Genomic DNA, 15,369 nt, shown 5'->3' with positions numbered 1-15,369 from the left:
TTTCTCGCGGTGCGACTGACGTCAGGGCCGGGGCGATTCGCCTCCGCCGCGCCGCTCGCCGGGAGGCGGCTCCGGGCGACGCTGATCGCGGCCGGAGGGCGGGGCGCCCTCGACCAGTTCGGCAAGCCGCCGCGCCACCAGGCGGTCGCGTCCCTCTCGCTCGGCCGCCAGGTGACGTTTCATTTCGACCAGCCGTTGCTCGAGCACCTCAACCTCGCGGACGCGGGCCTGGTGGCGCAGGTCGATCTGCCTGGCCACGATCTCACGCAACTCGCCTTCCATCGTCGCGGCGGCCTGCGTCCGACCGGACTTTCTCGCCTCGCGCAGCCGGGCGGCGATCTCCTCGGACTGACGCAGCAGCCGAAAATCCTCGATTCTGAATCGGTACATTTCCGGCTGGCTCTGCCGCAGGCGGGCGAGTTCGATGATCTGGGGCCCGTGCTGCGCGATGAGGGTGCGGAAGCGCTCGATGTCCATGTTGGACAGGCGTCGCCGCTCCTCGTTGGTGAGCGGGCGCAGGTCGGATAGCACCGCGATAATGCTCTCGCGCTGTTCGCGCGTCAGATCGCGCAGCAGTGGACGATCCTCCGTCGCGCCGCGTCGGAGCGGCGATTCATCAGGACGACCGGGAGGATCCTGCTGGCGACCGGAGACGCCGCCGGGCGCCCCGTCCTGCCCGCGGCGGGCCGGTGCATCCTGCGGACGCAATGGCGGCTCCTGTCGTGTTCGCGCGGGGGGTGGATCCTGCGACAACGGCGTGACGCCGGGCAGGCAGAGCATTGACGAGGTCATCAGAAGCGTGGCGACGATCCGGAACATGGACTGGCTCCCGGACCGGCTCGACAGCATCTCGACGTGCCGGTCTCGTGAGGATGACGTTACTGGGAGAACAGATCGCTGCGCTCAAGGGCGGCGAGCTGATATGACAGGTCGTCGAAGGAGTACGACGAGAACTCGAACAGGTCGCGCGTTTCGGCGAGCGCGAGGTCGAAGTCGTCCGACGCCGATTCAGGAATGGCGACCACGTCGAAGCGGTCGGTGGGACGTGAACCCGAGCGATCCACGGCGACAAGCCCGACGACGAAGGCCAGCCCGATGCCGGCGGCCAGCGCCAGACGACCGGTCCGGGCCAGCCGCCTGTGCATCGATCGCTCCGCGGCGCGGAAGATCAGACGCCGCGGAGCGAGATGTCCACGAGAGGCCTCGAACACGCGCTGAGACAGCCCGCGTGGCGCCGCGGCATCGGAGGCGACCAGCGCCAGCAGCCGATCGACCCTGGCGGCCGCCGGGGTCTCGGGCTGGAAGATCGGGTCGGGATGACCGTTGCGCGGCGTCATGGGGTGTTCAGCGCGATTCCTGGTTCCGATGCTAGAACGTGCGTGGGGTCGGGTCATTGCGGTCTCTTTCGATCGGATTGTTCCTTCGGCTCGGACGGCGCGGCCGGGGAGGGCTCCATCAGGTCGGCGAGTTTCTGCAGCGCCCGATGCTGGCGGGCCAGCACGGTGCCCAGCGGCTCGCCCAGCACGTCGGCGATCTGCCTGAAACTGAGCCCGCCGTGGTGACGCAGGTGAATGATGTGACGATCGGATTCCGATAATTTCGCCATCGCCCTTCTCAGGGCGACGATCTGCTCTTCGTCCGGCCGATCGGGCTGATCCCGCTCCATTCCCGAGCCGGGAAGCGTCGCCAGAGCATCGGATTCCATGTTGATGGCCTGTCGCTTCCGGCGGCGCATTTCATCGCGCAGCCGGTTCATGGCGATGCGGAAGAGCCACGCCTCGAAGCGTCCCAGTTCGGTGTAGTCCGCCAGCTTGGAAGCCACCGTGCAGAACGTGGACTGGGTGATCTCTTCCGCCAGTTCGTCATCGGGCCACTGAGCTCGCAGCAGCGCGAAGACGCGTGCGGCATACAGGTCCACGATGGTGCGCCATGCCTGTTCATCCCCGACCGCCGCGGCGAGGAGCGTCTGCTGCAACTGGGTCTTGGCGGCGTCGGTCATGTCGGCGAAGGGACGGTCCGGCGTCCCGGGGCGATCAGTGTATCGCCGCCGCGATATCGCCGAGGGAAGATCTGTCGCCGGGGACTCAGGGACTTTCACGCTGACTCCGATCGGAAGTCAGACGTGCCGGGGCGGGAAGTCTTGCAGGAGAAGCAGCGAGTTGCCGAAGGGCGCGGTGACCTGCCCGAGAGGCGGTCAGCGGACCGTCACTCCACGTATGGTCCGGACGGGGTTGCGTAGGACAGGTTCTCAAACCTGGTGGTGCGTCCGTTCCAGTGCAGTTTCGCCACGCCCACGGGTCCGTTTCGCTGCTTGGCGATGATGAGTTCGGCCTCATTGTTGGGCTGGTAGTCGGGTTCTTCCTTGTGGTAGTAGTCCTCGCGGTGCAGGAGCAGCACCACGTCGGCGTCCTGCTCGATGGAGCCGGATTCACGCAGGTCGCTCAGCCGAGGGCGATGGCCCTCGCGCTGCTCGGGACCGCGGTTGAGCTGGGCCATGCAGACCACCGGCACTTCCAGTTCGCGGGCCAGCGCCTTGAGCCCCCGGCTGATCTCGCTCACCTCCACCTGGCGGGATTCGGTGCGGGACCCGAGCGTGATCAACTGCAGGTAGTCGATGAAGATCGCCTCGATGTTGAACTTGGTTCTCATGCGCCGGGCCTTGGCGCGCAGCTGCATGAGCGTGATGGCGGCCATGTCATCCACGATGATCGGCACCTGCGACAGCTCCAGGCAGGCGTCGCTTACCTGGGGAAGTTCGGCCTTGCTGAGCGTGTTGCGACGGAGTTTCTGCACGTCCACCCCCGAGCGGCCCGCGATGAGGCGATCCACCAGTTGCCCCTTGCTCATTTCCAGCGAAAAGAGACCGATGGGGTGCCCCTTGGAGGCCACGTTTTCCGCCATGTTGAGGGCCAGGGCGGTCTTGCCCATCGACGGGCGGGCCGCGAGGATCGACAGTTCACCCGGCTGGAGCCCGCCGGTGAGGTGATCGAAGTCGATGAAGCCGGTCAGCAGGCCGCAGGTCGGACCTTCATCCTTCTCCAGTCTCTTCAGCGTGTCGCTGAGCAGCGCATGGAGGGTTTCAAAGTCGGAGTGATCGTAGTGGTCGGAAATCTCGAAGATCTGCCTCTCGGCGACGTCGAGAATGTCCGCTGCCTTGTCGGAACTGGTGTAGGCGTCGTGGATGATGTCGCCGGCGACGCGGATCAGCCGCCTCACCATCGCCTTGTCGCGCACCAGGGCGGCGTAGTAGTCGGCGTGAGCGGCGGACGGCACGCTCATCGCCAGTTCCGCCAGGTAATCCTGGCCGCCAATCGAATCGAGCAGGTTGCGATCGAGCAGCAACTGGTGCAGGGCGATCAGGTCAAGCCGGGAGTGCTTGTCGTACAGTTCGACGATGGCGTCGAAGATCGCGCCGTGCGCGGGCTTGAAGAAGTCGTCGCCCGTGCGAAGCACCTGCACGACCTCGCCGATGACCGTGGGGTCGAGCATCATGGACCCCAGCAGCGACATCTCCGCCTCGACCGCGTGGGGGGGCAGTTTCTCGAAGAGTCGGGCCAGCTCGACCGGGTCGGCGGGGCGACGCTCACGTCCCTCGCGCGAGCCGGGGCGCGGCTTGGATTCGGTAACGGTCTCGACGCGTGTCATCCGTGACATCCTCGTCCGATCGGTTGGCGCTGGTGTTCAGCGTCAGGCAATCCCCAGCAGGTGACGACCGATTGTGAAGAACCACCGCGTGAGGTTTCAGCGCGCGACAAGAGACAGTCGCCGCTCGTCGCGGCGGGAGAAGCGACAGGATCGCTGATTCACTTCTGGTGGGCGGCTTCCGCCTCTTCGGTGTCGAGCGTCATCTTCATGAGGCGCCCCACCTTGAACTTGACGGTGCGCTTGGGCGGCACCTTCACGCGTTCCAGCGTCTTGGGGTTCTGAGCCGTGCGCGGCGCCCGCTCTCGAACCTCGAACACGCCGAAGTCACGAAACTCCAGCCGGTTGCCGTTGCCCAGTTCGTTGATGACGTTGTCCAGAAACGCCTGCACGGTCTTCTTGACCGTGGTGCGCTTCTGGCGAGTCTGGGTGGCGATGCGATCGATCAGGTCTTTCTTGGTGGTCGTGCCCATGGGAAGGTAGCCCCCACTGTTCTGAGACTTGATGGCCCTGGCCGCCCTGCCCGCGAGGCGGCCTGATCGCCATTCCTGCTGGCTGCCGGCAGGGAATGGCTCCTTGCACTGCAAGTATGACGCCGACTGCGGCTGGCGTCAAGTCCGAAATGGCAACCTAAGTCCCGATCTTTCTTGGGCTTCCGGCATTGCCAAGCCCGCCTAGTCCCCCGAAACGCTCCGCCGCGTTCGGGTCCGGTGGGCCAGAAAGCTCAGGGGACGCCCATTCACCGACCACTGCGTGTCGTAGATGGTCAGCGTCGTTCCATCGCGGCCAACCGGCCCTGAGGCCTCATCACGACCCGCAAAGCGGTCATTTCGCGTGAAGGAAGGATCGTCGGGCCGGGGAGCCAGCAACGGAGCGGCATCCGTCAGGCCGGGTGATGCGAGCACGAGCGAGCCGTCCCCCGCCGGATAGCCGCCCGGCGGGGCTTCACACGCCCGCGGGGGCGCGGTGCAGCCGCTCATCGCGGTGAGCAGCGGCACGATCGGAATGAGTCGACGCCATCGCATCTTCGGGTTCATCCCATGCCCCACGCAACTTCAAGGCCATGTCCGTTCCAGCCCGATTCAGCCGCCAGAGGACGACGAGTGATTCCGTGCGGCAACGCCGATGTCGCGTGACGGCCACGTGACCGGCGATGCGTCGGGCGTGTCTGGCTGGCGGGACACGTCAGCCGTGACCCTCAACAGGCACGCTACCTCAGGACGGCACAGCGGCAACGACAAAAATGAGAACTTCGGAATACCCGACGACGATGGGACGTGAAATGAGACAAGAGGGATCGAATGGGCGGCTTCACCCCCGTGTGGATCAGCATGGCTCCAATCGTCCGCACGGGCCGATCGCCAGCGAACCACGCGCGGCGTGGAGAAGTCTCACCACCGCACTACGATTCGGCCTTCGCCACGGAGAGACGGCGCGGGACGTTGTCCAGGACGTGGCCGGATGACCCATGGCGCGGACCCAGCGGGCTGACAGCACAGCAGGTTCCCGAGGCGCGCGACTGCGGCGCGATGCGTGCAGCAGCGTGTGCGATGGCGCGGGGTACGCCTTCATGGTGGGCGCGGGGGAGACCTACCTGGCCGCCTTCGCCCTGGCGGTGGGGCTGGGGCAACTGGTCGCCGGGCTGATTGGCACGATTCCGATTCTGCTCGGCTCACTGTTGCAGTTGATCTCGCCTTGGGGCGTGCGCACGCTGGGGTCGCTGCGGCGCTGGGTGGTGCTGTGCGCGTCGATTCAGGCGCTGTCGCTCGTGCCGCTGGCGGTGGCCGCGTACGTGGGGCACATTCCCGCGCTGCCGCTCATCGCCTTCGCCACGCTGTACTGGGCGGCCGGTCTGGCGGCCGGGCCGGCGTGGACGACATGGATCGGCTCCATCGTGCCCACGCGACTCCGCACGCGATTCATGGCCGTGCGCAGCCGCGCGGCCCAGCTGGCCACGCTGCTGGGCATCGTGCTGGCGGGCGTGTCGCTGGATGTGGGCAAGCGGAACCACTTCGAACTGCTGGTCTTCGGCGCGATGTTCCTGCTCGCGGCGGGGTCGCGCGGGTTTTCCGCGTGGATGCTCTGGCGCAAGAGCGAGGCGAAGCCGTCGCACACCAAGCACCGCGTCGTGGGCTTCCGCGAGATGCTCGGCCGACTGCGCCACGGCGCGGATGGCCGCCTGCTGCGCTACATGATCGCAGTGCAGGTGTGCCTGCAGATCTCCGGGCCGTACTTCACGCCCTACATGCTGGCGCAGCTGAACTTCTCCTACGCCGAGTACCTGCTGGTGATCTCGATCGCCTTCACCACCAAGGTGGCGGCCTTCCCGCTGCTGGGGCGGCTGGCCCACCGCTTCGGCCCGCAGCCGATGCTGTGGGTGAGCGGATTCCTGATGATCCCCCTCGCCGCGCTGTGGACGGTGTCGGACAGTGTGGCGTTTCTCGTGGGCGTTCAGGTGTGCTCGGGGGTGATCTGGGGAATGTACGAACTCTCCACGCTGCTGCTGCTCTTCGACCGCATCCCCGAGCACGAGCGCACCAGCGTGCTCACGTTCTTCAACGTGGCCAACGCCAGCGCCATGGTTGGCGGATCGCTGATCGGTGCCGCGGTCATCGCCTCACTGGGCGAAACGCCCGCGGCGTATCACATGGTGTTCGATGTGTCCACCGTGGCGCGGGTGCTGAGTGTGGCGCTGCTCATCACCGTGGTCAGGCCGGAGGATCGGCCCCGGCGCGTGCGCATTCGCCAGTTCTTCACGCGCTTCCTTGCGGTGCGTCCCAACCTGGGCACGATCGAGCGGCCGATTCTTTCGACGATTGATGAGGATGAGCAGGAGGCGGGGAAGTAGGGGAGGTATTGAGGGATCGAGCATCAAGACATCAAGGCATCGAGACACGGAGGCGACAAGGGAGCCGCAACGGTCAGGTGCCCTCGCCTTCGCCGTCCTCTCGCAGGATTTCCGCCAGTCGTCGCAGGGCGGCGGTCGTCTGCTCGCCGTCCAGTTCGGCGATGAAGTCATCGGCGAACCCCTCCTCGGTCCACTCGATGGGCAGGGGCGTGAAGGAGCCGTCCCTCGCCGCGTGCAGGACGCCGATCTTCCGGGTCATCTGGTCCTCGAAGAGGAGCGTGATCGTGCCCTCTTCCTCGCTGTGGTAACCAGGGATCGAGCCGATGCGCCGGTGGTCCGCGCCGAACCCCGTGTGGATGGCGCCCGTCTCGTCGATGAAGTAGAGGTTGTTGAGTTCCTTGCCCGCTCGAAGGAGGCGGAAGATGCCGTTGATTGAGGTGAGGACGGGAGTGTCTGCCGTCCACCGAATGCGGTCATCGCCTGTGCCGTGCAGCCGCCACGTCAACAGTTTTCCGCGATGGACCGCCACCGTCGTGACATCCTCCAGCGAGGTATAGACGACATCGAAGCGCAAGTCCCAGTTCTGATTGAGCGACTCAGCATGCTCGACGATGTAGTCCTTGAGCGGGAAGGCACGGCAGCCATAGCGCTGCATGAAACTCCAGTCGCGATCGATGAGTTCGCGCGACCTCTCGACCGTGGCGTCGCCACGACGCCTGGATCGCTCCATTTCGATCACTTCAGGAAGCGGGTGGATGATTGTGTCGATGACGGTCAGATCGATTGCATCAAGTATGGCGTCCGAGCCCGGCGCGTAGTTTCCAGGCCTGCGATGCGACGCGGCGTACTGCGCACCCTCTACCACCCCCCAGGGAATGGGGCCCGCGACGCGGGACACATCCATGTTGGGATGGTTCAGGGCCATGTGCCGCAGGTTCCCCCAGTCCCTGATGTAGGGGTTGGCGTCGCTCTCCCCGGGTACGAGGATCGCCTGGCGCATGCGCCCGTAGGGGACGGCGGTATTCGAGACGGTGTGGACGACCCCATCTATTCCGCGCACCACCTCGTGCGCGACAGGGGGAGCGCTGATGGCTCCATGAAAGATGGACGACATGAAAACAAGCAGTTGAGAGATCATGGCCAACTCCGAGTTAACGGTCAAAGTTTTTGAATACAACGTCCATTCGATGGCGGGCTTCGCGGACTCGGCCCACCCTACGACACGGCGGAGCGGCAGGAGGTCGGAGCGGCAGAGCCACAGAACTTCAGCGATGCGGGCCTCACAATTTTCTCAGCACTCAGCACTCAGCACTCAGCACTCCATCACTTCACACTTCATCACTTCACATCCGCCCGTCACCCCATCGGCTTCCCCAGCATCGTCCGCTTGTTGCGCGCGAACTTGAGATGATGGTCGAGGTGGTCGGCGTAGATTCGGATCAGGTCGGTCAGCGTGTGCAGCCCGGTCTCCTCGTGCATGCCGGTGCGGCGGAAGGCCTCCTCGGGCAGCAGCCGCAGCATGGATGCCGTCAGAAGGCGGTTGAGGCGGAACACCTCGGCGGCCTGCTTCGCATTCAACTTCCGGTACATCAGCCGCTGGTTGAAGAGCGTTTCGTCGTAGGGCTGGAGCGTCGGCTCATCCATCGCGATGACGCGCTTCATGCGGTACGAGCCGATCAGGTCGCTGTCCATCAGGTGCAGCACGATCTCGCGAATGCTCCACGTGCCGGGCACGGGGTAGGCGTCGAGGTCGGCGTCGGTCAGCCCTGCGAGAACCTTGTGCAGCGCATCGGCGCCCGATTCGTAACGCTCAATCAGCGTTTTGTCCATGGGAGTCAGTTCCGGTCGGACCTGCCTTGGTTGCGTCATTGGCGCCTTGACCCGCCCCCAGCCGCTTGAGCGCCCGGTTGGCGATCGAGCCGATGATCGCCAGCACCACGATCATCACGACGATGCCGATCACCAGCGGCAGCACGCCCTGCTCTTTGGCGAACGTCTGGATGTCCACCGCGCCGGTGTCGGCGGCGGCCTTGGCGAGGAACACAGCCACGCCCGTTCTCGGGGCCATGCCCACGAAGGTGCCCAGCGTGAAGGGCAGCAGCGGGACACCCGCCGAGGCCATGGCCAGGTTGGTCAGCGCGAAGGGCGAGTTGGGCGGCACGCGCAGCAGGGCCACCGTGCCAGCGGTGCGCCAGAAGCCGTGGCCGATCAAGGCGTCGCGCACCACGCGGGCCTTGGGGTTCTGCTCGATCAGGTGCTCCACCTCGTGATGCGAGACGCCCTTGGCGATGAAGTAGCCGATGAGCGCCCCCCCGGTGAACCCCACCAGCGCGGCGGGAAACGCCACGGCCCCGAACACCCAGCCGCCCAGGATCGATTGCGCATACGTGGGCAGGAAGCCGAACCCCGAGGCGAGGATGAACACCACCACGTAGATGGCCAGCCCGGTGGATGGTCGGGCCGTAAGCCAGCCGGAGACGGTCTCGATGTTGCCCAGCAGGTAGAAGCCGCAGATGGCGGGGGCGGCGGTCCACAGCAGCCCCAGCGCCCCGGTGGGGGCGATGCGCCGGAAGGTGGTTCGCCGCTCGATCGGGTCACTCATCGGGGCGGATGATAGCGCGGGCGATCACGTCCGTTGGCGGGTTGGACGTGGCCTCCTATGATGACGGCTCCCCGGTTCCACCGGGTTTCCTCGATCAGGAGAGCGCCCCGTGAAGTCCACCGACCTGCGGCCGGGCATGGCCATCAAACTCGACGGCAACCTGTACGTCATCACGCAGTTCCAGCACGTGACGCCCGGCAATCTCCGCGCGTTCGTCCAGATCAAGATCAAGAACCTGGAGAACGGCACGCTCATCGAGAAGCGGCTGCGTTCCGGCGAGGAAGTGGAGCGCGTGGAACTCGACCGCCGCGAAATGGAGTACCTCTACCAGGAGGCGGGCGGCTACGTCTTCATGGATCAGAAGGACTACGACCAGATCACGCTGTCCAAGGACCTGATCGAGGACTCGATGGGCTTCGTGAAGCCGAACACCGTGATCAACGTGCTCATCTGCGACGGTCGGCCCGTGTCAGTGGAACTGCCGACGGTGGTGGAATTGAAGGTGATCGACACGCCGCCCGGCATCAAGGGTGCGACCGCCACCAACCAGTTGAAGGAAGCCACGCTGGAAACCGGGCTCAAGACGCGTGTGCCGCCCTTTATCGGCGTGGGCGAGGTGGTCCGCATCAACACCGTGGACGGCTCGTACAACTCGCGGGCGTGATCGCGGTCCACCGATGGACACGGATGATCTCAACGGGTGGCGATTCAAACGTCATCACGCGTCATCGGCCTGGAATCGGATGAGCGGCAACCGCGGCGAACAGGGGTGAGCAATCCCGCATATTCCGTCCTGTGACTCGGTTGCATTCCGCTTTTGCTCTCCTGCACTCCCTCATCCTCTTCATCCGTGTTCATCCGTGGACCACTGCCGCCGAATTGCTCTTGCGACGTGCGCCAACCTGCCGGACTGGGAGGTGGATGATGCGCCGCTGCACCGGGCGCTGATCGAGCGCGGCGTCGAGTTGCTCCGCCCCGCGTGGGACGAAGTATCGTTTGACTGGAGCGGTTGCGACGCCGTTGTCATCCGCACGACATGGGACTACATGGAGCGCCGCGCGGCGTTCATCGACTGGGCCGAGCGCGCCGGCCGCGTCACCCGGCTGTTCAACCCCGCGCCGATCGTGCGCTGGAACACGCACAAATCGTATCTGCGCGACCTGGAACTCGCGGGCGTGCCCGTCGTGCCGACGCTGTGGGGTCGCGCCGGAGCACGTCTCGACCTGCGAGAGGCCATGCATGATCGCGGCTGGTCGCGCGGGTTCATCAAGCCCGCCATCGGCGCCACGGCGCGGGAGACCATGCGATTCACCCTGACCGGGGGGCTGGCGATGGCTGCGGAGAACACGTCGCGATGGAGCGGGACGCCGCCACCCGTGCGAGGCACGGTTCCTGTCCCGCCGGTTCGAGACGTCGCCGCCGCGCAGGCGCACGTCGACCGACTGCTTCGCGCGGGTGAGGATGTGCTGATCCAGCCCTACCTGTCAAGCGTGGAGACGCGGGGGGAGTTCTCCGCCATTCTCATCGACGGGGAGATCACGCACGCAGTCCGCAAGAGTCCAGTTCCGGGCGACTATCGCGTGCAGGACGACTTCGGGGCGCGGGATGAGCCGTGCGTGCTGCCGGACGAGCACGTGGTCATCGCCCGGCGCGCGTTCAGCGCGGTCGGCGACCTGCTGGGCGAGGCGGGCCGGAAACTGCTGTACGCACGGGTCGATTGTCTCCTGGGTGACGACGGTTCGCCGCGCCTGACCGAGTTCGAGGCGGTGGAGCCGTCGCTCTTCTTCCGGCACAGTCCTGCGGCTGCGGTGCGTTTCGCCGATGCCGTGATCGCCCGCTTGGATGGTTGAGCGCCGTTCGTGGACGGAGCTGCTCAACCGTCGCCTGCGCCCCCCGACCCGTCGTTGCCGCCGGCGCCGCCATCGCCCTGTCCCTCACCCTCGCCTCCACCTGGCGGCGTGGGCGGCGCAGGTGGGGCGGGCTCCGGCAAGGTCTCGGGCACGTACTCGTGATCGCGTTTGCGCAGCACGCGGGCGGACGTGATGCGATCGTTGATCTCGATCTGGCGCACGACGCGCATGCCGTCGATCACCCGCCCGAAGACGGTGTGCCGCCCATCGAGGTCGAAGCGCTGGTTGAGGGTGATGAAGAACTGGCTGCCATTGGTGTCAGGCCCTGAGTTGGCCATGGACAGGTAGCCCCCGAAGTGGCGCCGATACGACCCGGCTGGCATCTCGTCGCGAATGCGGTAGCCCGGTCCGCCGGTTCCGGGGACGCCCGCGCCGCCCTCCTTCGTGACCGGATCGCCGCCCTGCACCACGAAGTTGGGCACCACGCGGTGAAAGGTGACGCCGTCGTAGAAGTTCTTCTCCACCAGTGAGACGAAGTTGGCCACGGTGTTGGGGGCGTGATTCTCGAACAGCTCGAGAATGATGTCGCCCTTGACGGTCGAGATGATGACACGGGGCAGGTCGTCCGCCTGGGCCTCCTGCGCCAGGATCGACTTCTCCTCCTCCCACTTCGTGCGAACGTCGTCGATCTGCCGCCTGATGGTGTCGATGCGGTCGAAGAGCAGGCCCCGCGGGTCGGCGCCCTCTGGAATCGACGCGAGGGTCTGCTCCGCCTGGTCGAAGCCGTTGTCGGGCAGCAGGCATTCGGCACGAACGACGGCGGCCTGGGGGAACGACTTCAGGTCGATGTCCACGGCGTCGAGCACTTCGACCGCTCGCGTGTACTGGTACTTGCGCTTGAGGTATTCCGCCCAGTGGACGCGCAGACCCGGATGCTGGGGGTCGATCTTGTCGAAGCGACCGAAGAGGTCATCCTGCGGCTGCCCGAACTCGTTGGCCCAGGTGATGAGCTGCAGTTCGACCGCGAGCGACTTCTCAGTCGGCGTTCGCAGCGCGTTGAAGGACGACACCTGCCTTCGGAGATCGAGAATCTGCGTCCGCCCCGCGACCGGCGTCACTTCGCCCTTGCGGATCTTGTCACGCAGTTCATCGAAGGACTTCTGCAGCGAGTCAAAGGTCTCGGGCACGACGGAGGCGCCATCCGCGGGCGGACTGCCTGATTCCCCCGTGGGGGGCGTGGGAGGCGTGACCGGCGGCGTCGTGGGGGGGTCTTGTCGAGCCGCGGCGGTGGTGGTCACGGTCAGCGTCAGGGTCAGCGCCAACAGCGTGCGAAGGGTGTTCATGGTCGGTCGATTCCGGGAGTTTCGGGCAGACGCAAGGGTAGACCCCGGCCCGGAGCAGGCCAAGGGCGGGCGCGGCGTCGATGCGGTCGCCAGGATTGGTTTGTTCACCGTGCTGCCCCGGCGTGGCGGTCCCTCTTGGATGCCCGCAGGTGCATGAACACGCCCGCCATGCATGCCGCCAGCCCGGCGAGCGAGATGGGACGCATGAACCACTGGCGGGGAGGTTCAAAGAAAAACGCCGCCAGGAACACCGCGGGCGCGGCCAGCATCAGCCATGATCCGATCACTCGCAGCCGGTGTCGAGGTGGATGATCTCCCTCATCCGTCCACCACGCGGCGATCAGCAGGTTCAGCAATCCTGCGAAGATGATGTAGACGTGAGCCGATCGATACATGATGCGGCGACCCATGTCATCCAGCGCCGGCGCGGGGAATGTGGCCGCCATGTAGATGCCCGTGGCGATGAACGCCGCGAGGGCCAGCCAGCCGACGAGCAGGTGTCGCGTTCGCATGGGGCCATTGTGACGAGGGGCGGGAGAAAGGGCAACCAAGCGCGCCTCGCCGCGCCGGCAGGGAGCGACGTGTCCGGGTTCGCCGTGATTCGGACGTGTGATGTTCTCCGCAGCCGGTATGCTGTGATCGTGACGGGGCTTCCCCCGGCGCGCCGGGCTCTCGGAGAAGGCGGTCATGCGACCATCCCGCCAGCACAGGTTCGTGAGCGTGATCGCGTGGCCACGGGGCACCACGCGCGACGATCATGCGCTGATTCTCGCTGACGCGCTGGGATCGGACTTCGAGACCCAGCGTCTGCGCGCGGGGCAGACCCTTCCCGGCGTCGTGGGCTGGCACCCCGCCGACGCCGCCCGCCGCGCGGTCAAGGCCATCCGTCGCCACGGAGGCGATGCGATCGGCCCGTCGCTGGCCGATCTCGAAGCCCTCGGGCAGACGCTCAAGATCAGGGACATGCGGCTGGATGGCGACGGTTTCGCCGTGGACCTGTGGCGCGGGCCGATGACGCGGCTTCACTTCGCCGACATCGACGTGATCGTGCGGGCGCAGCTCAGCGAGCGCAAGGCGACGCCGACGGCCTCGCCCATGCTGGAATCACTCGGACGCATGGGGCACATGCCCGCCGGCGGCGCGTGGGGCGGCCTGGGTTCGTACGGCATGGCGGCGGCGTTTGCGGCTGAGTACGGCGTGGTCGGCGGTTCCGCGGGCTCCGCCAGGCGCGAGTCCGCCGTGCGCGTCTCCAACAAGCTCGACATCCACGTGCGGCAGGGGATGGTCTTTCAGATCGACGCGGACAAGTTCGCCTTCGGGGTGCTCGGCGACTCACGCGGGCAAGGCGACAAGTTCAACACCGATGCGTTGTGCGAACTGATCGCCCACGTCGCACCCCACGCGGTGGTGGACCCGTTCTACTCGCTCTGGAAACCGCCCAGTCAGGCGGGCTCTCTCGCCCTGCGCGGCAGCCGTCTGGAGCGGGAGGATCTCAACTTCGCGTTCTATTCGCGGTGGATGGCGCTTATCTACCGGCACATGGCTGACCCGTCATTCGACCCCGGCATGCGCGATCAGTCGTGACGCGGCATGCTCCGCTCGCTATGGTCTCCCGCCCTGGTTGAGAATCGACAGCAGCCGCTCCTGCGCCGTGACATAGTTGGTCATGCTGCGGGCGAGGGACTTCTGCAGTTCCTCCAGTTCGGCGGGATGTTCGGCCAGATAGGCCCGGTGGTTGGCGATGGCCCGGTCCACCGACTGCGAAGCCACCTTGAGTTCCGACACCGCGAGCATGAACTTGGTGGCGGCGAAGTAGAGGTTCTCGTGGTCCAGCTCCTTCTCGTTGGGCCGGTAGAGCAGTCGCCACGGGCTGCTGCGGATTTCGGCGGTGGCCAGCGAAAGCTGCGTGGCCGCGTTGTTGAATGACGCCATCGAGTCCTGCAGCACCGGGGCGAGGGCGTCGAACTCGAGTTCCAGTTTCGCCGCCACGCGGGAGAAGGAATCCATGCCGTCACGCCCGCGATCGAGGAAGGCGTCCACCTTGTCGATGGTGCCCGAGGCGAGCCGATGGGCCAGCTGCTGCACGTCGCCGCTGGCGGTGGCCAGGTTGCGGATCATGGCGTCCATGTCGGGTCGGTTATCATCAATGACTCCCCTGGCTGAGGCGGCGACCCCCCTGGCGTCGGCCATGAACAGCCGTCCGTCCTCGATCAGCAGGTCGAGCCGCCCCGAGGCCAGCAGCACGTTCTGCAGCGTGTCGTCCACGGTGAAGGCCCAGCGAGCCCAGTCAACGTTGAGGCGCTCGGCGAGGGCCCGGAACTCCGCGATTCCGGCGCCGGCGTCGTCGAACATGGGCACGATCTTCTCGTCGTAGTGCCCCCCGAACTTGGCCAGCGCGGGGGTGAAGTTCTTGATGTCGTCAATGATGGCGTTGGTCTTGTCGGCGCCGGTGGGGCCGAGCACGGATGCCAGCAGCGTCCCGCCCTCCTGTCCCACAAGGGCGACGGACAGATCGTTCGGCGCCAGCGCCCGTCCGGGCGGGTCGTCGGGGTCGTCGGAGCGCGCGTGGCCCACGTTCATGATCTCGATCCATGCGTCGGCGCCGATCAGGGCGGTCTTCACGAACGCCTGCGCGTTGGAGTAGAGCGGCACGTTGGGGTCGATCTCGAAGAAGACCACGATCGTGGAGTAGGGCTTCGGCGGCGCCGGATCAGCGTCCGCTTTCGTGGACGATGCGCTGTCCGACCCCGTTGAGGACGGCGGCAATGGCAGGGGGCGATCGCCGTCCAGCAGGTCGTACAGCACCACGCGCGTGACGCGGCCCATGTCCATGCCACCCACACGCACCACCGAACCCGGTTTGAGCGACTGCACGCCCGAGGCCACGGGAAACGTCACGGCGTACCGATGACGCGGCACGAACAGGGAATCCCACGCGTTCTTCAGCGTCGCCACCACCGCCATCGCCAGGATGATCGACACGGTGACGAAGATGCCCGCTTTGACGTTGTTGCGATGTCGTTCCTGGATCGTCGGCATGGCGGCCTCCGGGGGGAGGGGTGGAGTGCTGGGTGCTCAGCGGGT

General features: G+C 66.2%; 16 protein-coding genes. 4 read left to right on the top strand and 12 right to left on the bottom strand.

Features of this window, described 5'->3' with window-relative positions; genetic code table 11:
- Window positions 1-21 precede the first annotated feature (21 nt).
- The 6 genes from HRU76_15985 to HRU76_15960 all read right to left on the bottom strand — a co-directional run bounded on the left by HRU76_15985 (window position 22) and on the right by HRU76_15960 (window position 4,667).
- Window positions 22-819, bottom strand: a complete 798-nt coding sequence (locus HRU76_15985; GenBank protein ID QOJ18994.1) for a hypothetical protein — start codon at window positions 817-819, stop codon at window positions 22-24.
- 59 nt (window positions 820-878) lie between these two features.
- Complete coding sequence (locus HRU76_15980; GenBank protein ID QOJ18993.1) at window positions 879-1,337, bottom strand: hypothetical protein; 459 nt, start codon at window positions 1,335-1,337, stop codon at window positions 879-881.
- Window positions 1,338-1,390: 53 nt separating this feature from the next.
- Window positions 1,391-1,999 carry an RNA polymerase sigma factor gene (locus tag HRU76_15975; GenBank protein QOJ18992.1) on the bottom strand — a complete coding sequence of 203 codons (609 nt, stop codon included), beginning with the start codon at window positions 1,997-1,999 and terminating at the stop codon, window positions 1,391-1,393.
- A gap of 206 nt (window positions 2,000-2,205) precedes the next feature.
- Window positions 2,206-3,645 (bottom strand): replicative DNA helicase, encoded by a 1,440-nt coding sequence (dnaB, locus tag HRU76_15970; GenBank protein ID QOJ18991.1) that lies wholly within the window; start codon window positions 3,643-3,645, stop codon window positions 2,206-2,208.
- A 158-nt stretch (window positions 3,646-3,803) separates the two neighbouring features.
- A complete protein-coding gene (locus HRU76_15965) occupies window positions 3,804-4,115 on the bottom strand; it encodes an integration host factor subunit beta (protein QOJ18990.1) in 312 nt (103 codons plus the stop codon).
- Window positions 4,116-4,316: 201 nt separating this feature from the next.
- The gene (locus HRU76_15960) at window positions 4,317-4,667 is read right to left on the bottom strand and encodes a hypothetical protein (GenBank protein QOJ18989.1); all 351 of its coding nucleotides are present in this window, start codon (window positions 4,665-4,667) and stop codon (window positions 4,317-4,319) included.
- Between the two features lie 443 nt (window positions 4,668-5,110).
- Here HRU76_15960 and HRU76_15955 point away from each other — a divergent pair, with 443 nt between their 5' ends.
- Window positions 5,111-6,490, top strand: a complete 1,380-nt coding sequence (locus HRU76_15955; GenBank protein QOJ18988.1) for an MFS transporter — start codon at window positions 5,111-5,113, stop codon at window positions 6,488-6,490.
- Between the two features lie 73 nt (window positions 6,491-6,563).
- Here HRU76_15955 and HRU76_15950 read toward each other — a convergent pair whose 3' ends face one another.
- The 3 genes from HRU76_15950 to HRU76_15940 all read right to left on the bottom strand — a co-directional run bounded on the left by HRU76_15950 (window position 6,564) and on the right by HRU76_15940 (window position 9,092).
- A complete protein-coding gene (locus HRU76_15950) occupies window positions 6,564-7,628 on the bottom strand; it encodes a hypothetical protein (GenBank protein QOJ18987.1) in 1,065 nt (354 codons plus the stop codon).
- A gap of 218 nt (window positions 7,629-7,846) precedes the next feature.
- On the bottom strand, window positions 7,847-8,320 hold the full coding sequence (locus HRU76_15945; GenBank protein ID QOJ18986.1) for a DinB family protein: 474 nt from the start codon (window positions 8,318-8,320) through the stop codon (window positions 7,847-7,849).
- Window positions 8,301-9,092, bottom strand: coding sequence for a TVP38/TMEM64 family protein (locus tag HRU76_15940; GenBank protein QOJ18985.1), 792 nt, complete (start codon window positions 9,090-9,092; stop codon window positions 8,301-8,303). The genes HRU76_15945 and HRU76_15940 overlap by 20 nt, the downstream gene beginning before the upstream one ends.
- 109 nt (window positions 9,093-9,201) lie before the next feature.
- On the opposite strand from HRU76_15940, the gene efp reads away from it, so the two are divergent.
- Window positions 9,202-9,756, top strand: a complete 555-nt coding sequence (gene efp / locus HRU76_15935) for an elongation factor P (protein ID QOJ18984.1) — start codon at window positions 9,202-9,204, stop codon at window positions 9,754-9,756.
- A 196-nt stretch (window positions 9,757-9,952) separates the two neighbouring features.
- Window positions 9,953-10,942 (top strand): hypothetical protein, encoded by a 990-nt coding sequence (locus HRU76_15930; protein QOJ18983.1) that lies wholly within the window; start codon window positions 9,953-9,955, stop codon window positions 10,940-10,942.
- Between the two features lie 23 nt (window positions 10,943-10,965).
- On the opposite strand, the gene HRU76_15925 is transcribed toward HRU76_15930, so the two are convergent.
- Both HRU76_15925 and HRU76_15920 read right to left on the bottom strand, forming a co-directional pair.
- The gene (locus HRU76_15925; protein QOJ19217.1) at window positions 10,966-11,562 is read right to left on the bottom strand and encodes a peptidylprolyl isomerase; all 597 of its coding nucleotides are present in this window, start codon (window positions 11,560-11,562) and stop codon (window positions 10,966-10,968) included.
- Window positions 11,563-12,389: 827 nt separating this feature from the next.
- Entirely contained in the window at window positions 12,390-12,797 is a 408-nt protein-coding gene (locus tag HRU76_15920; GenBank protein QOJ18982.1) for a hypothetical protein, read from the bottom strand.
- 175 nt (window positions 12,798-12,972) lie between these two features.
- Between HRU76_15920 and HRU76_15915 the strand changes: the two genes are divergently transcribed.
- Window positions 12,973-13,869 (top strand): hypothetical protein, encoded by an 897-nt coding sequence (locus HRU76_15915; protein QOJ18981.1) that lies wholly within the window; start codon window positions 12,973-12,975, stop codon window positions 13,867-13,869.
- Window positions 13,870-13,887: 18 nt separating this feature from the next.
- Here the strand turns inward: HRU76_15915 and HRU76_15910 are convergent, their stop codons facing one another.
- A complete protein-coding gene (locus HRU76_15910) occupies window positions 13,888-15,324 on the bottom strand; it encodes a hypothetical protein (protein ID QOJ18980.1) in 1,437 nt (478 codons plus the stop codon).
- Window positions 15,325-15,369: the final 45 nt, after the last annotated feature.

The organism is Phycisphaeraceae bacterium, assembly GCA_015709595.1.
Lineage (GTDB): Bacteria > Planctomycetota > Phycisphaerae > Phycisphaerales > SM1A02 > CAADGA01.
This window is presented reverse-complemented; position numbering and strand designations above follow the sequence as displayed.